We start from the raw sequence: 19,163 nt of genomic DNA, 5'->3' as shown, positions 1-19,163 counted from the left end.
GAAGGTCAGCGCGTCAGCGTCCGGCCCGCCAGCCGTGCCACAGCGGCGCCGCCCACGACGCCACGCCCAGCAGGCCGCACGCGCCGGACGCCCACGCGGGCCACCCGGCGCCCACCCCGTACAGGGCGGCGAGCGCGAACAGCAGCCCACGGGTCACGGGATGACCGAGCAGGAGCAGCGCGCTCCGCACGCACACGTCGATCAGGGCGTCCATGACCGCACCGTAGGGCCGCCAGGATGATCCGCGCGTGATGCGCCGGCCGGGGTGGTCGGAGCCGGATCACCCCGGCCCGGGGCCGTCTCCCGTCACCGGGCGGCTACCCGGCGACCTCCTACGGACACCGAAACGTGTTCCGGACGTCGTCCCCGGGCCGGCCAGACGGTTCCCCTGGGCACCCTGCGGCCCTGCCATCGGCCAGCCATGCCGGGCCGACTACGGTCTGGACACGCTCGCCCAGCGGCGACCAAGGAGATTCCCATGTACAGAACCACCCGCACGATGGCTGCCCTCGTCCTGACCGCCCTGCTCGGTGCCTGCGGCGGCACCCAGGCCGGGAGCGGCGGCACCCCGCCCAGCACGCCCGGCACGCCGCAGCCCGGCCACGCCACGCCCTACACCATGACCGGCACCGTGAAGAACGCGGCCGGGCAGCCCATCGCCGGGGCGGAGGTCTGGGCGGACAACACCCTGTACTACAACATGAACGCCCTGGGCACCACCGACGCGCAGGGCCGCTACACCATCGCCCTGCCGCGCGATCAGATCGGCACGTGGCGGGCCGGCGGGCGCGTCAAGACGAAGTACGCCGGTCAGTGGTACGACCTGTCGCTCGTCCCGGACAGCGGAGTCGCCTTCGCCACCGACGCGGGCGCCGTGCGCCACTTCACGCTGCGGATCTCCGGCGAGCGGCCCGACGGCGGCGAGTACGGCGGCAAGCTGTACCCGTACTTCGGCGGGGCCGGCGGGGACTTCGACATGGACCGGGTGGAGTTCACCCTGACGCCCGACGGCCCGCTGATCGACGGCAGCGCCGGCCAGGTGCTGAAGCGTCATCTGGACGACACCATGGTGCGCGACATCCCGATCGGGGAGTACGTCGTGACGGCGCGCTACGTCCCCGACGGCGGCCCGGCCCGCCCGATGGTGCTGATGGGCCGCGACGAGAGCGCGTATTCGCCCAGTACCACCATCACCTTCCATGACTCGCCGTCGTACGGCCTGTTCGCTGACCTGACCGTGAGCCTCGCGCCCTGAGGAGCGCCGCGTCACCCCGGCGCCGTCACCCCGTCCCTGCTCCGGCCCCGCCGGACTGATCCCCAGGAGCGTCCCATGCACCGACTCAGCCTCGTTTCCCTCCTGCTGACCGCCGCGCTGAGTGCCTGCGGCAGTGAGGCCGCCAGCGGCACGCCGCCCGTCACCCCGCCGGTTCCATCCCCCACGCCGGGACCGCGCGCCGGCTTCATCACCGGCACCGTCACGAATGAGCGCGGCCAGCCCATCCAGGGCGCCGAGGTCGTCGCGGACAACACGCTGTCGTACGACAGCAACCTGATCACGCACACCGACGCCAGGGGCCAGTACAGCATCGACGTGCACGCGCTGCCCACCACCTTCAACGTGCTGGCGAAGGTCACGCTGACGTACGACTCGCTGTCGCTGCCCATCGACCTGATCCCGGAGAACCCCGACGAGGTGGCCGGCATCCAGGGCGGCACGCGGAACTTCGTGCTGAGGCCCAAGGTCATCACGCCGCAGGACCCGTACGGGAACCTCGGCATGGTGTTCCTGGAGCACCGGCCGGGCGAGTACACCATCGACTTCAGGACCCTCGACGTGACCCTCACGCCCATCGGCCCGCTCGCAGACGGCACCACCGGGACCCCCGTCACCGCGCACCCCATCCAGAGCGGCAGCGGGTGGCTGGTCCCGAACGTGATGTGGGGCAGGTACACGGTGACGGTGTCCATGAACGGCCACCTCCTGAAGGTGCGCGCCCGCCGCGCCGTGAACTCGGACCCCTTCGCCGACGCCTACACCGGCGGCTTCTGGACGGACTACTTCATCTCGCGCCCCAGCATCTTCCTCGAACTGCACGACCCCGCCGCCGAGTGAGCGCGGAGGACCACGGCACAGAGCGGGCCACACCGCCGACACGCTGGCCTGGACGACCGCTCCCAACCCCCTGAACGCACACAGAACCCCCGACAACATCGGGGGTTTTTTCCGGCCTGGATGACACCCCACTCACTGTGCCGCGCGGTGCAGGTATCGCCCGCGCTCGAAATGAACGCAGGGTTGACTGGACTCGGTCCAGACACGGCGCTGGGCGCGGGCGGCAACGCGGTGGGTTCGGCCCAGCGCCGTTAGGTGAGGGGTGAGCAGCCTGGGGAGCAGCGAACCCGATGTGATGATTTCGCTTGCTGGCAGCGTGACCACTGCGCTCTAGTCCACTCACGGCAGGTCCCCAGAAAACATTCCCGGGCGCCAGTTCGGCTGCCCAGCACGGATGACTCCACAGTCATCGAGACTCGAGATGGTACCGATATCATTACCGCTGCGTCAGCGTCCCGACCGTCCAAAGTGCGTGGCCCTTCAACGCGCCGCGCTGGGGTGCGGCGCAACAGGATCGGTTGCCTTCCACCACAAGCTCTTCCACGGTCAGTGTGAGGTCACCCGAGAATGAGCGAACCCGTGCCAGGCGTGGACGCGGCCCTGCTCAGCCGCGTTCTGGAGGTCAGCGTCAATGGCGCTGTGCTCGCCGACGCCCGCCGAGACGACCACCCACTGATCTACGTCAACCCTGCCTTCGAGCGCCTCACCGGCTACACCTCGGCCGAGGTGCTCGGCCACAACTGCCGCTTCCTCCAGGGCGACGACCATGACCAGACGGCCCGCCATGACCTGCGCCGCGCCATCGACACCGGACAGTCCATCACCACCACCGTGCGGAATTACCGGAAGGACGGCTCGTTCTTCCTGTGTGAACTCACCCTGAGTCCACTGCACGACGATCACGGCCAGGTGACGCACATCGTCGGTTTCCAGCAGGACGTCACGGCGCGGGAAACCGCCCTGCACGCGGCGTCCCGGGCGGGCCGGCGGCTACAGGCCACCCTGAACAACCTGCCGGAATCGTTCACGGCCTACGACCGGAACTGGACGGTGACCTACGTGAATGCCGCCGCCTCGGCCATGTTCGGTTCCTCGCCCAGCGAGGTCATCGGCCAGTCACTCACCGCGCTCAGCCCCGGCGCCGACCGCTCTCCCATCATCCAGGCCGCGGCGCGGGCGATGGAGACTGGAATCACCGAGAACGTCAGCATGTACTCCGAGACCCTGCAGCGCGATCTGGATGCCACGGCGTATGCCATCGATGACGGCGTGGCCGTTCTGCTGCGCGACGTCACGGCCGCCCGCCGGGCACAGCACGAAGCGCAGGCGAGCCAGGAACGCTTCTCCAAGGTCTTCGAGGCCAGCCCGATGTCGATCATCATCACGCGCGTGCGCGACGGGACGTTCATCGATGCCAACTCCGCTTTTCTCACCGCCAGCGGGTACGCGCGCGAGGAAGTGATCGGGCGGACCTCGACGGAACTCAACCTCTGGCTGGAACCAGGTCAGCGCGTGTCCATCATGGAACACCTGCGTGACCGGGGGGCGCTGCTGATTGAGGACCAGCAGTTCCGCATGAAGTCCGGAGAGCTGCGCGAGGCCGTCATTTCAATCGTCTCGATCACGCTGGAGGGTGAGGCGTGCATCGTCAGCCTGATCCGTGACGTGAGTGAGGAGCGGCGCGCCCTGCGGCGCCTCGAGGCGAGCGAGCGGGCCGCCCGCCACGCGGCCGCAGAACTCCAGCGCACCCTGGACCAGTCCCCCGACATGATCGTGTCCGTGGACCTGCAGGGCCGCTTCGTGAATGTCAGCGCCGCCTCCACACGCCTGCTGGGCTACTCGCCTCGGGACATGATCGGTCAGCCGTTCTTCGACTTTCTCCACCCGGACGACCGCGCCCGGTCGGTCCAGGCGGCAGCCCACCCCGAGAGGTTCCAGGCGGGGGCCACCCTGGTCAACCGCCTGCTGCGCGAGGACGGTTCGGTGGTGTGGATGGAGTGGAGCTCCGTGCAGCGGCTCGACGGCGTGTTCTACGGGGTCGCGCGGGACATCACGGCCCGGCGCGCAGCCGATGAGGCGCAAGCCTTCCTGGCGGCCATCGTCCAGGGCAGCCCCGACGCCATCATCGGCCTGTCGCTCGACAGCACCGTCCAGTCGTGGAACGGGGGTGCCGAACGCATGTACGGTTATGCGGCCGCCGAGATGATCGGGCACCGCATCACCGAGATCGTGCCACCAGCACTCACGGAGGAGCAACGCGCCCTGCTCGCCCGCGCGGCACGGGGCGAGTACACGCCGGCCATCGAGACCACCCGGCTGTCGCGGGTGGGCCAGCGCATCCCGGTGCAGCTGAGCATCGCGCCGATCTTCGACAGCGAGGGGGCCGTGGTGGGCGTGTCAAAGATCGCGCACGACATCTCCGGGCGCCGGGAAGCGGAGCGGCAGATCCTGCGGCTCAACACCACCCTGCAGCGCAAGCTCGACCACCTCACCGGCCTGCGCGAGATCGACACGGCGATCACGTCCGGCCTCGACCTGACCAGCACCCTGGGCGTCGTGGTGGACCAGGTGCTGGCCCAGGTGGAGGTGGACGCGGCCACCGTGCAGCTGCTCGACAGCCATTTCATGACCCTGAATGACGCGGCCACGCGGGGCTTCATGGCGCCGCCGCAGAAACAGGCGATTCGGCTCGGCCAGGGCCTCTCCGGCCGGGTGGCGCTGACCCGCCAGCCCGTGGTCGTCAACGACCTGCTGAACTCGGGCATTTCCGCCGTCGGGCAGGTCTGGGCACAGCGTGAGGGCTTCGTCGCGTACGCGGCGGTGCCGCTGGTCGCCAAGGGCAAGGTCGTTGGCGTCCTCGGGGTGTACCGCCGGCAGGCCTTCGACGCGTCGTCGGACTGGCTGGAAACGCTGCACACCCTCGCCGGGCAGGCCGCCATCGCCATTGACAACGCCCAGCTGTTCCTCGAACTCGAACGCGGCAACCTCGAACTGGTCCTGGCGTACCAGGAGACCATCGAGGGCTGGGCACGCGCCCTGGACCTGCGCGACAAGGAAACCGAGGGCCACTCGCGCCGCGTCACGGAACTGACGGTGACGTTGTGCCGCGCCCTGGGCGTGTCGGGGGACGACCTGCTGCACGTGCAGCGGGGCGCGCTGCTGCACGACATCGGGAAGATGGGCGTGGCCGACGCGATCTTGCTCAAACCGGGGCGCCTCACGGACGAGGAGTGGGTGGAGATGCGCAAGCACCCCGGGTACGCCGTGGATCTGCTGTCGCCGATCCACTTCCTGCGCCCGGCCCTGGACATCCCGCAGTACCACCACGAGAAATGGGACGGCAGCGGGTACCCGCAGGGCGTGCGCGGCACGGCGATCCCACTGACCGCGCGGGCGTTCGCGGTCGTGGACGTCTACGACGCGCTCACCAGCGACCGCCCCTACCGCGCGGCGTGGTCCCGGGAGCGGGCCCTGGCGCACATCCAGCAGGAAGCCGGCACCCACTTCGATCCGGCCGTGGTACAGGCGTTCCTGAAGTTGCAGGGCGAAGACGCGACCTGAGGTCTCCCTGACCCAGTGGTGGCCGGGGCTAAACGTGCCGGGCGTCGGAGTGGAGCGGTGTCCTCAGGGCCGCCGGAACCTCCTCTGGCCCGCCCTCGGCCCGGCCAGCGTGGCGTCGTCCGGCGGTCCGGCATCGCCGGGGATGTGGTCTGAGCAGGAACCGCCAGGGAGCGGCGGCGCCACGGGGCGTTCCATCCGCCACACGGTCAGCCGGCCGCCGCGTTCCAGACGGTGGGCGCGCAGCACGTGCACGCCGGGCAGCCCGCCCTCCAGCAGAAAGTCCAGTTCCAGACGGTCGACGAAGGAGCCGAGGTTCAGCGTCCGGGACACCTGCGCGGCGCCGCCGGTCGCCGGTATCGAGAAAATGGTGACGACCCCGGCCGCCCAGCCCGTCAGGGCAGGCAGGTGGGCCGGGCTGACGTGCACGGTCGGCACCTCGTCCAGCAGCAGGGCCGCCGCCCACGCCGGTTCGGTGAAGGTCCAGCCGGGCCGCGGGGTGAGGGGATCGCCGGAGCACTCGCCGCGCGGAGTCCGCACGATGAGGTGCGCGCCGAGCAGGACCGCGCAGTCCTGCACCAGCGGGGCGGGGTCGGCGGGCCAGCGGGCGAACTGCTCGAAGCGCCGGTCGAGGCGCGCCATGCGCTCCAGCGTGTGCTCGACCGTGAATTCCGGCGGAACGGGCGTGTACAGGATCATGGGGCCTCCAGCGAGATGCCAGGCGTCCCGTGACGCCACGTCCACCATGACCGGCCCGGCGGGGTGCGGGCAGACGCTGACGATGCGGGTGAAGACAGTATGCGCGCCGCGCTGCGCCCTGACAGCCCACTTCGTGCACGGTGCCCCACTGCTGAACGGGCAGAGGAAGAACCGGTGGGCGGGCCGCTGCTCCATGGCCCGCGGAGCACGGCCGGCGACACGCGGACGGGCGACGGGCAGGACGCGTCGTCCACCAGCGTCACCCGCCCACCATGGATTCGACCGAGGGAAACGCCTGCTCGCCGGGCAACGCAAGGATCGACCCGGAAGACACACCCAGAGGCCCAACCGCCACGCCCTGGGCGGGTACCATCCAGGCGAGCGAGCGGGAAGGCAGAGTGACGGACGATCACCCGGTGCGGCTGTTAGCCGCCGATCATGCGGCTCCCGCCGTCTACGCGCGCCCCGGGACGCTGGCCACGGCCACGCCGACCGCCGAGCCCAGGACAAGGCTCTGCCCGGTATCGGCGCCGGTCAGGGCGCCCAGCAGCAGGCCGCCGAGCAGGCCGGCGACCATGCCGTACGTCATCCGGAGCGCGCTGCGGTCTGGAACCATGCTTCACCGTACGCCAAGATCATCAGGCGCGGGTCAACGCTGCGACCTGCAAGCGTTCCGGAGCGTATCCAGCCCTCACGGCAGCACCTCCACAGTCCCCGGTCCGGGGGCAGCGTCCAGCAGCACCTCGGCCCACCGCTGGCGCGGCCGGAGCCGCATCAGCCGGCGTCGCGTGCCCTGCCCTGCCCACTGGCCGGTTGATCAGGGGACTGTCCACGTCACCACCCGGCCGTGGAATTCCATGCGGCCTCGTGGGGCTCCTGGCCCGGAGAGCACGGCGGAGCGTGACGCAAGCTGCGCGCGGGCGACGACCACGGCTGCGCTGGCCCCCGGCGCCGCTGCTGGCCACTGTCGGCACCCCGACCGGCCAAGCCTGGGACCTCAAGGCCCGTGTGATCGCCCTGTTCTCCAGCCACTGGAGACCGGCGGAGACCCGGTCAGCGGCGCCGCGCTGCTCATCCGGGGCGAAGTGGAGGGACCATCTAGGGCACGTGCTGGCAAGCCGTCATCGGCGCGGTCATCCTTGATGTTAGTGGCGTGTGCGTACAGCGCGAGCCCCGCTGGGACCCGGAGGAACCATGCTGAAATTCGGAGCACACGCCTTTTGCTGGGAGGGGGACTGGACGCCGCAGATCGGGGGGCGCGTGATCGACCACGCCGCCCGCGCCGAACTCGACTTCATCGAGATCCCGCTGCTCGATCCCGAGACCTTCGACGCCAGACTCCATCGCCGTCAGCTGGAGGCCGCCGGACTCGATTGCGTCTGCTCGCTCGGCCTGCCACGCGACGCCCACATGCCCCATGAACCGGCGAAAGCCGTCGCGTTCCTGAAACGCGTGCTGGACGCCATGGAGGAACTCGGCTCACGCGACCTGACCGGCTGCACCGGGTACTCGCTGGGCGTCCTGACCGGCCACGGCCCCACCCCGGACGAGACCGGGCGCATGGTCGCCGGCCTGCGCGAGGTGGCCGAGGACGCCGAGCGGCGCGGCATCCGGCTGGGTCTGGAAGCCGTGAACCGCTACGAAACCTACATGGTGAACACCCTGCAAGACGCCCTGTCGGTGGTCAGCCAGGTCGGCTCGGACAACCTGCGCGTGCATGCCGACACCTACCACATGAACATCGAGGAGACGAACCTGCGTGAGGCGCTGCGTGGCGTTGCCGGGCGGCTGCACTTCATCCACATGAGCGAGAGCCACCGTGGCCTCGTCGGCACCGGCACCGTGCCGTGGGAGGACGTGTGGCAGGGCCTCGCGGACATCGGCTTCAGCGGTTACCTCACGCTGGAGTCCTTCGCCGCGCCGAACGCCGAACTCGCCGCCGCCACCTGCATCTGGAAGCCGCCCCGCCACAGCGGCCAGGAACTCGCGCAGGGCGGCCTCGCCTTCCTGAGAGAGGGCGCGACCCGCCACGGGCTGATGTGAAGGACACAGGCGGCGCGACCTTCGACTTCCGGCAGCGCCGCGCCCTGGTCACCGGGGCGGGCAAGGGCATCGGGCGGGAGATCGCCGCGTTCCTGGCCGGGTGCGGCGCGCAGGTCGTGGCCGTGAGCCGCAGCGCCGACGATCTCGCCGCCCTTGAACGCGACCACGGCTGCATGCCCGTGGTGGCCGATCTGGCAGACGTGCAGGGCGCGCGGGACGCCGTGCGCGCCGCCGGGCCGGTCGACCTGCTCGTGAACAACGCCGGCATCTCGGTTCTGCAACCCTTTCTGGACGTCACGCCGGACGCCTTCGACCGGACGGTGGCGGTCAACGTGCGGGCCGCGCTGATCGTCTCGCAGGAGGTGGCGCGTGGCCTGATCGCGCGCGGCGCGCCGGGGGCCATCGTGAACGTGTCGAGTCAGGCCTCGACCGTCGGCCTGCCGGAACACGCGGCGTACTGCGCGTCCAAGGGTGCGCTCGACCAGCTCACGCGGGTCATGGCCATCGAGCTCGGCCCGCACGGTATCCGCGTGAACGCCGTGAATCCCACCGTGACCATGACGCCGATGGGCCGCATGGCCTGGGGCGATCCCACCCGCAGCGCCCCGATGCTCGCGCGCATCCCGCTCGGGCGCTTCGCCGAGCCGCTCGACGTGGCGCACACCGTGGCCTACCTGCTCAGTGACAGCGCCGGGATGATCCACGGCGCGACCCTGCCCGTGGACGGCGGCTTCCTGGCCACCTGACGGGGCGGGAATGCCCTCAGGACGCTGGAGCCGCCGACCGCCACGCGTCCTGCGCCACCGCGACGCCGGCCCGCACGTCCTCCCAGACCTCGTCGTCGTCCTGCTCGAAGGCGTAGAAGACCTCCAGGACGGCGGGTCTGTCCCCCAGGCCGTGCCGGTCGAGTTCTGCCCGGATAGCGGCCAGATCGATGATGCCGGGTCTGGTGAAGTTCCAGTGGCGGTCGGCCTGCCCGTCGGTCTGCTGCAGGTGCAGGCCGTGGAGGCGCTCACCGCATGCGTCCAACCACGGCCCGAGGCCAGCAGCGTGGCCATACAGCGGCGGGTAGTACACATGCCCCAGGTCGAGCACGACCCGCAGCGGCACCGCCGTCCCCGACGTGCGGGCGAGCAGGTCGCCGAGCTGCTCCGGGGTGTGCGGCCACTCGCGCCTGAGCGGCGTCGGCTCGACGAGGATGGCCTCCAGCCCTGCCGACCGTGCATGATCCGCGACGCGGTGCAGACGCTCGGCGACCTCAGCCTTCAGCGCCTCCGTGATGACCTGCCCGACACCGACGCCGCCCAGCGGCCCGCCGGTCGCGCGGGCCCCCATGTCGGCCCCCAGTGTCGCGGCGAGCTTGAGCCAGTGCTCGGCGGCGTCCCGCACGCCCGGCTCGGGGTGCAGCAGGGCGTTGTAGCTGTACGCCGCCAGGCCGAGAAAGGCGCTGTCGAGCCGCAGACCCTCGGCCTCACAGGCCCGCAGGATGCGGCGGGTCTGCGGGCCGGTCACGGTGGCGGGCCAGCAGGGATCGAGCAGGTCGAAACTGAACTGCACGGTCTGAACCCCCAGGCTGCGGATCAGGGCCGCCCAGCGCTCCGGCTCCGGCCAGCGCTTGATGGCGAAGGAGGTGTTCAGGCCGAAGGTCTCCGGCGGGGCACTCATACGGCTTCCGCTCCATTCCTCAACACCCGGGACAGCGCCGGATGTTGCTCCATTCCGCAGAATCCGTCTCTTTTCCTGCTCGCTCCGCTCGAAATAATTTCGGAACACCGTACGAAATTTTTCGGAATCTGTGTCACTTGATGGCCCCCATCGTCAGGCCCTTGACCAGGTGGCGCGACACGAGCAGCGAGAACACCACGACGGGCAGCACGATCAGCGTCCCGGTGGCCATGATCTCGCCCCACGGCACGTCGTAGCCGCTCAGGAAGTTCGTGGCGCGCACGGGCGCGGTCACGCCGTCGCCGCGCGTGAGGAACAGCGCAAACAGCAGCTCGTTCCAGTTGAAGATGAAGCTCAGGATGCTCGACACCACCACGCCCGGCAGCGCCAGCGGCAGCGCGACCCGCGCGAAGATCGTCAGGGGGGTCGCGCCGTCCACCATGGCGGCCTCGTCCAGTTCACGCGGAATCGAGCGGAACTGATCCGTGCAGATCCACACGACGATGGGAATCGAGAACGTGAGGTACATGGCGACCAGCAGCGCCGGGTTGCCGATCAGCCGCAGCTTCGAGGCCATCAGGTACACCGGCAGCACGATCACCACCGGGGACATGAAGCGGTTCGAGATGAACCAGAACCACAGGTCGTCCTTACGCTTAAACGAGAAGCGGGCCAGCGCATAGGCGGCGGGCGTGCCGAGCAGCACGGCCAGCAGGGTGGCGCTCGTCGCCACGATGAGCGAGTTCACGAGGCTGCCGCCCACGTTGTACTGCTCGCCCAGGATGTTGCGGTAGTGCTCCAGCGTGCCCTGGAAGACGAGCAGCGGGGGCTTGGCGGTGATCTGGCTGGTCGTCTTCAGGGACGTGCTGACCATCCACAGGAAGGGGAACAGCGTGGCGACCAGGATCACCACGAGGCCCACGGCGTGCAGCGCCGAGCGGACGCCGCGGCCCCGCCGGGCACGCTCCCGCGCGGCCCGGTCGGCGTCCCGCAGGGCCGTTCCGGCTGTGGTGTCACTCGTGCGGGTGGTCAGGCTCATGCGTCGTCCCCCCGGTACAGGTAGCGGATGTACAGCCGCGAGAGCACGGTCGTGAGCACCAGCATCAGGATCGCCTGCGCGGACGCCACGCCCTGGTCGAAGGCCCCGCGCAGCCCAATGCGCGTGATGTACAGGTTGATCAGCTCCGTCGAGCTGCCGGGGCCGCCGCTCGTGAGGGTGTAGACCATGTCGAACTGCTTGAGGATGTCGGCGGTGCGCAGGATCAGGATGGCCGTCAGGGCGGGCATCAGGAAGGGCAACTGGATGCGGCGCAGCATGACCCAGAACGAGCGGGTCTCCAGCGTGGCCGCCTCCTCGACCTCGGCGGGCACGGCGGTCAGACCCGACAGGAAGATCAGCGCGGCGAACGGCGTCCACTGCCAGATCTCCATGAGCAGGATGGTCACGAAGGCCAGCGTGGGGTTGCCCAGCCACTCGGTTCCGACCGTGTTGCCGGTCACGCGGCTTTGCAGGAAGTTGGCCACGCCGAACTCCTGGTTGAAGATCAGCCGGCCGATCAGGCCCGTCACGACCGGCGTCATGGCGAGCGGGATGACCAGGGCGACGCGCGCCAGACCGCGCAGGCTCGCCCACGGGCCGCGGCGCAGCATGAAGGCGATGCCCAGGCCGAGCACCACCTGGATCGGCAGCGCGATCAGCAGGTAGGTGAGCGTGCGGCCGATCGCCCCCCAGAACGACGGGTCTTTCAGCACCGTCACGTAGTTGCCCAGCCACACGAGGTCGTGGGGGATGTTCGGCTGCGCGAGCAGGTAGGTGTGCAGCGACACCCACGCGGCGAAGATCAGCGGATAGATGCCGACCACGGCCAGGACGGTCACGGCCGGGGTCAGGAACGCGAATGGAGTCCAGCGACTCTGGGTGTGCATGCGTGGCCTCCAGGGGCGGGCGGGGTGGGCGCTATTCGAGGTTGGTGTGCCGGGCGCTCAGTTCCTCCGGGCGCCGTCCGGTGCGGGCGACCAGCGCCTCGATCAGCAGGTCGCCGAGCAGCCACACGCTCAACTCGTACACGCTGCCCATCGGAAGACTGCCGGGTGTGGGCGGCGCGCCGTCGTGGTCGTCGGCCATGGTGCGCGCCGGGACGACCACGACCGTGTCGGCCAGGGCGGCGGCGGGGCCGCCCGGCTGGGCGGTGAACAGCAGGGTCCGTGCGCCCGCCGCGCGGGCCACGCCCAGCAGGGCGTTCACGGTCGAGAAGCCGCCGGGACCGGCGCTGGCGATCAGCAGGTCGCCCGCGCCCAGCGGCGGGGCCGACATGTCGCCCACGACGCTCGCGTGCACGCCGGCGTGGTACAGCCGCATCGCCAGCGCGCGCATGGTCAGGCCCTCCCGGCCCACGCCGTAGACGGCCACGCGCCCGGCGCGCGTGACCTCCTCCACGAAGCGGTCAGGCGCGCTGGGGTCGAGGGCGGCCAGCACCTGACCCACCTCGCTCAGCGCGTGGTGGGCCAGAACGTTCAGGTCAGAGGACTGGGGCACGTGGGGTCTCCTGGGCGGCGGGCCGGAGCCGGATGGGTGGCGTCTGCCCCTGTGCCGCCCATCCGGCCCCGCGTGGGTGTCCTGCGGACTGCGGGGTGGCGGACTGCGCTCCCTTCCTGAGCGTCCGGGAGCGCGCCGCGCCTACTGCAGCTTGGCCTTCTTGCCGTTGTAGTAGCCGGCCTTGGTCAGGATGTCCTTGACCTGGTCGTCGATGGCCTTCGCGCCGGCCACCGTGCTGAGCTGCCCCAGCATGATCTTGGTGCCGTTCTCCGCGACGATCTGCGAGATCTGCGGCCACTCCGCGAAGCGCGGGCGGAAGTTCGGGACGGCCGTGCCGGCGCTCCAGGACTTCACCATGGGATCGACGTAGAGGTACTTGGCGCGGATGGCCGGGTCTTTGTAGACGGCCTGGCGTCCACTGACACCGCCGGCCTGCACGTAGGCCTTGGCCATCTTCTCGGAGGTGATCCACTGGATGAACAGGTACGCGGCCGCCTGCTTTTTGGCGTCGCTGTTGCTGTTCACGCCGAGCGAGAAGCCTCCCAGGGCCGGCTTGAGGCCCGCCGTGCCCAGCGGTTCGGTGGTCACGCCCAGGCAGCTCGCGGGCACCTTCGACTGCTTGGGGTCGGTGATGGTGGGGTAGAACGCCGACCACTCGGTGATCATCGGGACGGTGCCGTTGTTGAAGGCGGCCACGACCTCGGCGTGATCCTGGTCGACCACGCCGGGGGGCATAAACTTCATGAGATCCTGGCGGAACTTCAGGCCCTTCTGCGAGGCCGCGCTCTGCAGGTTCGGCTCGAAGGTCTTGGCATCGATCAGGCTGCCGCCCGCCAGCCACAGCGTGCGCATGAACGAGTCGGCGCTCTGGGTCTCGCCCCGGCGCGACTGCAGCGCGAAGCCGTACTTGCCGTTCCCGGTGAGCTTGGGCGCGTACTTCGTCAGCAGCTCATCCCAGGTCTTGGGCGGCGCGTTGAAGCCGGCGGCCTTCAGGGTGCACTTGTTGTAGTACATCAAGCCCGAGTAGTTGTCGAAGGGCAGGCCGTACACCTTGTTGTTCCAGGTGCCGAAGGAGTTCAGCAGCACCGGGAAAAAGCCCTTCAGGTTCAGCGCCGGGTCGGCCAGCTTGGGATCCTTGGTGAACTTGTCGAGCGGCACCATCCACCCGGCGTCCGCGAACTGCCCGATCCACACGACGTCCGACAGCACCAGGTCGGCCCCGCCGCCCGAGGTGAAGTCCAGCACGTAGCGCTGGTTGGTACTCTCGTAGGGCACCGTCTCGTAGCTGATCTTGATGCCGGTCTCCTTCTCGAACTGCGGGATCAGGGCGGCAGCGGCCTTGTAACCGGGCCGGTCGAGGAAGATCGCCTTGACGGTCGTGCCCTTGTAGGGCGCGGCGGCGGTGGCCAGGCTCCAGGACTGCGCTTGGGCGCTGGCAGCGAGCAGGGTGGTGAGACTGGCGAGCAGGGTGATGCGGTTCATGGTGACCTCCAGGGCGGCGCAGGGCGGATGGCGGTGGGGGCAGAGTGGGCGGTGCTGGTCAGTTGGTGTCGGTTCAGGGGATGCCACTCAAGCGGGCGTGGGCGGGCCGGTGCCGAGCGGGCCGGACATCACGCCTCCGGCACGGCGCCGCCCGGATAGATCACGGCCTTGAGAAAACCGGGCGCTGCGGCGTGGGCGTCCTCAAAGGCGCGGGCCGCGTCGGCCATGGCGTAGTGGTGCGTGCCGATGCCGGCGATGTCCACGCGGCCGGTGCGCACGAGCTCGATGGCGCGCGGGTAGACGTGGCCCATGCGGCGCGAGAGCTTGATGATCAGCCCCTTGCGCCGGGCGTTCGCGGCGCTCATCTCGAAGCGGTCGCCGTCGGGGATGCCGACCAGCGTGACGCGGCCCCCGATGCGGGCGAGCTGCGCGGCCTGCTCGGGCGCGTCCGGCGAGGTCGTCGCCTCCAGCACGTAATCCTCGCCCCGGCCCCCCGTCAGTTCCAGCACCTCGCGGTAGTCCGCGTGGACGCTGTCGGCACCGAGGGCGAGCGCCTGCTCCCGCCGGGCGGCGCGGGGCTCCACCATCCGCACGTGCCCGGCCCCGCACACCCGCGCGACCTGCGCCAGCATCAGCCCGATCGGGCCGGCCCCGAGCACCGTCACGCCGGCCAGGGGCCTGAGCCGGGTGATGTCCAGGGCGTGCACGGCGACGCCCAGGGGTTCGAGCAGGGCCGTCAGGGCAGGCGTGAAATCCGCCGGCACCGGGTGCAGCGACGCGGGCGGCACGCTGATGTACTCGGCCAGGCCGCCGTCCACGCCGGGCGAACCCAGGAAGCGGACGTTCGGGCAGAGATTGGGGTAGCCGGCGAGGCACTGCTCGCAGTGGCCGCAGTGCTGCGCGGGATCAACGGCGACCAGGGTGCCGTCGGCCAGGCCGTAGGGCTCGCCAGTGCCGCCGGTGACCGTGGCGGCGAACTCGTGGCCGGGGGTCATGGGCGTGCGGATCATGGCCGGGCCGATGCCGCCCTCGGTGTAGTAGTGCATGTCCGAGCCGCACACGCTGACCGCCTCGACGCGCAGCATCACCTCGCCGGGCCGGGGCATGGGGCGCGGCTCGTCGTGCAGGCGCAGGTCGTGGGCTCCGTGGAGCCTGACGGTGCGCATGGTGGCGGGCGGGGCTTGATCCGGGGCGGCGGTGTGGGTCTGGGTCATGTCAGTTCCTCTGGTCGGCGGCGCTGGCGGCGGCAGGAGACATCACGGGCGGCTCGCCCGCCACGAGCATGACCTCGACGTCGTGCTGTTCGCAGCGCCGCCGGTAGGCCTCGGGCATGGTGTCGCTCACGACCACGTGCATGTCCTCCAGGTGCCCGACCTGCGGGCCGACCACCTGGCCGAACTTGCTGGCGTCGGTCAGCAGGACGGTCTTGCGGGCCGCGCGGATCACGGCGCGGATCACGCGGGCCTCCTCCTCGGTGTAGATGGTCAGGCCGCCCTCCAGGCTCACGCCCGTCACCGCGATGAAGGCGTACGAGAGCTTCAGGTCGGCCAGCGCCGCCTCCGTGGCCGGACCGACCAGCGCCTCGACAAAGCCGACGAGATCACCGCCCAGGAGCGTCACCCGCAGGCCCTGCGGCGTCGAGCGGGCCAGCGCCGTCGCGGTCGGCAGGCTGTTGGTGTACACGTGCAGGTCTTCTTGCGCGAGCGCGAGGGCGAACTCGTGGGCGGTGCTGCCGGGCGACAGGTACAGGCTGGTGCCGGGCCTGACCAGACTCTGGGCGCGCTGGGCCACCGCCACCTTCGCCTCGTGGTTCTGCACGGCGCGGTCCGCGAACGTCAGCTCGATGTAGTTGCGCAGCACCGCGCCGCCGTGGACCTTGCGCAGCAGGTTCTGGCGGGCCAGATGGGCGAGGTCCCGGTGGATGGTCATCTCCGAGACGTTCAGGGCGCGGGCGAGTTCGGCGACTTTGCAACTGCCGCGCTCCTGCAACTCTTTCAGGATGTACCGGTGGCGTTCGTCAGCAATACGCGGCGTCGTCGACATACGGGCTCCGGGCGTGGTGAGGCGTCAGCAGAGGGCAGGGCGCCGGACTCGCTCCAGCGCAACGTGAGATTTTGTTATATCTGGAGTATGTCAGTCGATCCCGCCACTGTCAATCCTCCGCGCGCCGAGCACCTGGGATGTCCTCCAGCTCAGGGCTCAGCGGATAATTCGATCCTCTGATACAGAAAAATTCTGTTCGGCCCCGAGCACTGCCCGCCGGAGAGCCGGGCGCCGGCGCGTGGCAGCACCAAGCCACGACTCAAAAAATCACATAAAATCACATCGATACGCCGCAGTGTTATGCTCGGCTCTGCACGTGCAGCGCTTTCTTCCCCGAGGCCCGTGGCGCTCGCCCGCCACCCTCTCACCCCTGTCCTGGAGGTCGTCCGGTTGGTTGCTCACTCCCACTCCGCTCCCTACCTGATCGGCCTGGATTACGGCACCGAGTCGGCGCGCGCGGTGCTCATGTCGGCTGGATCGCCGGACATCCTGGCCACCGCCGTCGCTCCGTACCGCCACGGAGTGATCGAACGCCACCTGCGCGGCCGCGCGCTGCCGCCGGCCTACGCCCTGCAGGACGCCGACGACTACCTGGAGACTGCAGAGCGCGTGCTCACCCAGGTCGCCGCCCGGCTTCCTCCGGGCGCGGTGGTCGCGGGCATCGCCGTCGCGTTCACGTCCAGCTCTCCCCTGCCCGTGCACGAGGGCGGTCAGCCGCTGTCCCGCCGGTATCCCGACGAGCCGCATGCGTACGTCAAGCTCTGGAAGCACCTCACGGCCACCGCCGACACGGAGCCGTTCCAGACGACGCCGGGGATCGGGTACTACGGGGGCAGTTCCTCGCCGTCGTGGCTGCCGGCCAAGGCCGTGGAGTTTGCCCGCGAGGCCCCGGATCTGTGGGCCCAGACCGCGCGGTTCGTCGAGGCCGGCGACTGGCTCAGCGCCCAGCTGTGCGGCGAGGAGCGCAGCGAGGTCCGCAGCGTGGCCCACGCCGGCTACAAGTCGCACTTCCGCGGCGCGTACCCCGCCGAGGTGCGCTCGGCGCTCGGCCACCGCCTGGGCGGAGCACCCCAGCCCGCCGGTCAGCCGGCCGGCGTGATGAGCGAGGCGTGGCGGCAGCGCTGCGGCCTCCCGAATTGCCCGGTCGTCGCGGTGTCCACCATCGACGCGCACGCTGCTGCGCTGGGCCTGGGTCTCACGGGCAGCGGTGAACTCACCGCCATTCTCGGCACGTCGGCGTGCTACCTGATCTCCAGCACCGAGGAACTGGCCGTGCCCGGCATCAGCGGCGTGGTTGATGGGGGCATCATTCCCGGACTCTACGGCTACGAGGCGGGCCAGGCGGGCTTCGGCGACGTTCTCACGTGGTTTGTCCGCGCCTTCCCGGTCGCGCCCGGCGGCACAGACGCGGCGAGCTTCGAGGCCTACAACGCCCAGGCGGCGGCGCTGCGTCCCGGTGAGCACGGCCTGCTGGCGCTGGACTGGTTCAACGGCTGCCGCACGCCCCTGGAGCGCAGCGACCTGAGCGGCCTGCTGCTGGGCCTCACCACCGCCACCACCCGTGCCGAGATCTACCGCGCCCTGATCGAGGGGCTGTGCTACGGCGCGCGCCGCGTGCTGGACACCTTCCGGAGGGCCGGCGTGCATCCGGGCCGGGTGGTGCTGGCCGGCGGCCTGGGCGAACGCCACCCCCTGCTGGCCGGCGTCCTGTGCGACGTCCTGGGGCAGCCCGTCGAGGTGGCGAGCGCGCAGTCGGCCACAGCGCGCGGGGCCGTCATGCACGCGGCGGTCGCCAGCGGCACGGCCCGCGACTTCGCGGACGCAGCGGCACAGCACGCCGACAGCAGCGCCCGCCAACTCCTCCCCGATGCCGGCCGACACGCGGTCTACACGGACCTGTACCGGGCGTACCTGACGCTGAGCGACGTGCTGGCCAGCAGCCCGGTCATGGCGCAGGTCCAGCAGCTCGCCCAGCGCGTCCGCGCCGCGACGGACTCCGAACCCGCCTCCGACGTCCCGGCCTGAGATCGTCCCGCTCCGGCCCAGCGGCTGTCAGACCACCTGCACCCGCTGGCATCGCTCTACCCCTCAGACCAAGACGGAGCGGTGACCCGGGGCGGACCGCGGCCACGTCCAGCCGATCATGCCGAGCACGGCGACTGCGGCGATCCCCGATGCCCAGGCCACGGCCGGGGTGCCGGCCTGCCCGACGGTGATGCCGACGAACGCCCACACGAACACGGCGCGGTAGACGTTGTCGTGGCCAGCCAGCCGGCCCACCACCCACGCCACGGCCGTTGCGGCAGCGATCATCACCAGCGTCCACGTGACCGGCGACACGCCCCAGCCGGACCACCGCAGGGCGTTCAGGGCGGCGGCCGAGTTCGCGATGGTCGCCACGGAGAGCCAGCCCAGGTAGATCCGCAGCGGAACACGCAGCCAGCGTTCGGTGCGGGTGGGTGCGGGACGGGGCACCATCAGCCGCAGGTACGCCACCCACGCGGCGACCTCCATCACGATCAGCGCCGGCACCGTCCAGGGCGTGAGCGCCACGCTGCCCGCGAGGACGATCCACACGACGTTGGCCGCCGCCGTCACGGCGAGCCACGGCGCGGCGGCGCGGGCGCGGGGGTTGGCCGCCTGCGCGCGTTGAAGCAGCCACACACCGAGGGCGAACAGCCCCACGTAATTCACGCTCCAGATCGTGAAGGCGTAGTCGGCCGGCAGGAACAGTTCGCGCGAGGGCACCGGGCCGTTGCCGTTCTGGAAGGCCCCCAGCGCTCCGAGCACGGGAGTCAGCACGACGGACACCATGGTGATCAGGCCGGACGCGATCAGGGGCAGGCGGTTCATGCTGGACCTCCACCGGACAGGGAGAGCGGCGCGGCGGACGGCAGGCGCAGGGCGGCGACAATGTAGTCCCACAGGTCCGCGGCCTCGCAGGCGTCCACGGTGTCGGCAGAGGGGGTGTCCTCGCCGGACTCGGCCGGCCGGTGGGCGCCGGGAACGAAGCGGCTGACCACG

General features: G+C 70.5%; 18 protein-coding genes. 6 read left to right on the top strand and 12 right to left on the bottom strand.

All coding sequences use genetic code 11. The features are described 5' to 3' along the window. Positions 1-13: 13 nt before the first annotated feature. Entirely contained in the window at positions 14-214 is a 201-nt protein-coding gene (locus HNQ07_RS11290) for a hypothetical protein (protein ID WP_184111815.1), read from the bottom strand. Between the two features lie 264 nt (positions 215-478). Here HNQ07_RS11290 and HNQ07_RS11285 point away from each other — a divergent pair, with 264 nt between their 5' ends. From HNQ07_RS11285 to HNQ07_RS11275, 3 genes are all read left to right on the top strand, one after another. Then, the gene (locus HNQ07_RS11285) at positions 479-1,255 is read left to right on the top strand and encodes a peptidase associated/transthyretin-like domain-containing protein (RefSeq protein WP_184111813.1); all 777 of its coding nucleotides are present in this window, start codon (positions 479-481) and stop codon (positions 1,253-1,255) included. A gap of 75 nt (positions 1,256-1,330) precedes the next feature. Next, on the top strand, positions 1,331-2,113 hold the full coding sequence (locus HNQ07_RS11280) for a carboxypeptidase-like regulatory domain-containing protein (protein WP_184111811.1): 783 nt from the start codon (positions 1,331-1,333) through the stop codon (positions 2,111-2,113). Between the two features lie 567 nt (positions 2,114-2,680). After that, entirely contained in the window at positions 2,681-5,674 is a 2,994-nt protein-coding gene (locus tag HNQ07_RS11275) for a PAS domain S-box protein (protein WP_184111809.1), read from the top strand. A 63-nt stretch (positions 5,675-5,737) separates the two neighbouring features. On the opposite strand, the gene HNQ07_RS11270 is transcribed toward HNQ07_RS11275, so the two are convergent. Beyond that, positions 5,738-6,370, bottom strand: a complete 633-nt coding sequence (locus HNQ07_RS11270; RefSeq protein ID WP_184111807.1) for a hypothetical protein — start codon at positions 6,368-6,370, stop codon at positions 5,738-5,740. A 454-nt stretch (positions 6,371-6,824) separates the two neighbouring features. Next, positions 6,825-6,986 (bottom strand): hypothetical protein, encoded by a 162-nt coding sequence (locus HNQ07_RS11265; RefSeq protein ID WP_184111805.1) that lies wholly within the window; start codon positions 6,984-6,986, stop codon positions 6,825-6,827. Positions 6,987-7,564: 578 nt separating this feature from the next. Between HNQ07_RS11265 and HNQ07_RS11260 the strand changes: the two genes are divergently transcribed. Beyond that, positions 7,565-8,413 (top strand): sugar phosphate isomerase/epimerase family protein, encoded by an 849-nt coding sequence (locus HNQ07_RS11260; protein ID WP_184111803.1) that lies wholly within the window; start codon positions 7,565-7,567, stop codon positions 8,411-8,413. Beyond that, positions 8,410-9,159: a glucose 1-dehydrogenase gene (locus tag HNQ07_RS11255; protein WP_184111801.1), complete on the top strand. Its 750-nt coding sequence runs from the start codon at positions 8,410-8,412 to the stop codon at positions 9,157-9,159. Before HNQ07_RS11260 ends, HNQ07_RS11255 begins: the two co-directional genes overlap by 4 nt. 16 nt (positions 9,160-9,175) lie before the next feature. Here HNQ07_RS11255 and HNQ07_RS11250 read toward each other — a convergent pair whose 3' ends face one another. The 7 genes from HNQ07_RS11250 to HNQ07_RS11220 all read right to left on the bottom strand — a co-directional run bounded on the left by HNQ07_RS11250 (position 9,176) and on the right by HNQ07_RS11220 (position 16,139). Further along, complete coding sequence (locus tag HNQ07_RS11250) at positions 9,176-10,078, bottom strand: sugar phosphate isomerase/epimerase family protein (protein WP_184111799.1); 903 nt, start codon at positions 10,076-10,078, stop codon at positions 9,176-9,178. A 133-nt stretch (positions 10,079-10,211) separates the two neighbouring features. Continuing rightward, the gene (locus HNQ07_RS11245; protein WP_184111797.1) at positions 10,212-11,117 is read right to left on the bottom strand and encodes a carbohydrate ABC transporter permease; all 906 of its coding nucleotides are present in this window, start codon (positions 11,115-11,117) and stop codon (positions 10,212-10,214) included. Beyond that, on the bottom strand, positions 11,114-12,004 hold the full coding sequence (locus HNQ07_RS11240; RefSeq protein ID WP_184111795.1) for a carbohydrate ABC transporter permease: 891 nt from the start codon (positions 12,002-12,004) through the stop codon (positions 11,114-11,116). The genes HNQ07_RS11245 and HNQ07_RS11240 overlap by 4 nt, the downstream gene beginning before the upstream one ends. A gap of 31 nt (positions 12,005-12,035) precedes the next feature. Further along, on the bottom strand, positions 12,036-12,614 hold the full coding sequence (locus HNQ07_RS11235) for an SIS domain-containing protein (protein ID WP_221274951.1): 579 nt from the start codon (positions 12,612-12,614) through the stop codon (positions 12,036-12,038). 141 nt (positions 12,615-12,755) lie between these two features. After that, complete coding sequence (locus HNQ07_RS11230) at positions 12,756-14,096, bottom strand: ABC transporter substrate-binding protein (protein ID WP_184111793.1); 1,341 nt, start codon at positions 14,094-14,096, stop codon at positions 12,756-12,758. A gap of 128 nt (positions 14,097-14,224) precedes the next feature. Further along, the gene (locus HNQ07_RS11225; RefSeq protein WP_221274950.1) at positions 14,225-15,310 is read right to left on the bottom strand and encodes a zinc-dependent alcohol dehydrogenase; all 1,086 of its coding nucleotides are present in this window, start codon (positions 15,308-15,310) and stop codon (positions 14,225-14,227) included. Between the two features lies 1 nt (position 15,311). After that, the gene (locus HNQ07_RS11220; RefSeq protein ID WP_184111791.1) at positions 15,312-16,139 is read right to left on the bottom strand and encodes a DeoR/GlpR family DNA-binding transcription regulator; all 828 of its coding nucleotides are present in this window, start codon (positions 16,137-16,139) and stop codon (positions 15,312-15,314) included. Between the two features lie 390 nt (positions 16,140-16,529). Here HNQ07_RS11220 and HNQ07_RS11215 point away from each other — a divergent pair, with 390 nt between their 5' ends. Then, positions 16,530-18,164, top strand: coding sequence for a ribulokinase (locus tag HNQ07_RS11215; RefSeq protein WP_184111789.1), 1,635 nt, complete (start codon positions 16,530-16,532; stop codon positions 18,162-18,164). Positions 18,165-18,227: 63 nt separating this feature from the next. Here the strand turns inward: HNQ07_RS11215 and HNQ07_RS11210 are convergent, their stop codons facing one another. Together HNQ07_RS11210 and HNQ07_RS11205 are read right to left on the bottom strand one after the other, a co-directional pair. Beyond that, a complete protein-coding gene (locus HNQ07_RS11210) occupies positions 18,228-18,992 on the bottom strand; it encodes a TspO-related membrane protein (RefSeq protein ID WP_184111787.1) in 765 nt (254 codons plus the stop codon). Then, entirely contained in the window at positions 18,989-19,162 is a 174-nt protein-coding gene (locus HNQ07_RS11205; RefSeq protein ID WP_184111785.1) for a hypothetical protein, read from the bottom strand. Before HNQ07_RS11205 ends, HNQ07_RS11210 begins: the two co-directional genes overlap by 4 nt. Position 19,163: the final 1 nt, after the last annotated feature.

This window comes from Deinococcus metalli (assembly GCF_014201805.1).
GTDB classification, from domain to species: domain Bacteria; phylum Deinococcota; class Deinococci; order Deinococcales; family Deinococcaceae; genus Deinococcus; species Deinococcus metalli.
This window is presented reverse-complemented; position numbering and strand designations above follow the sequence as displayed.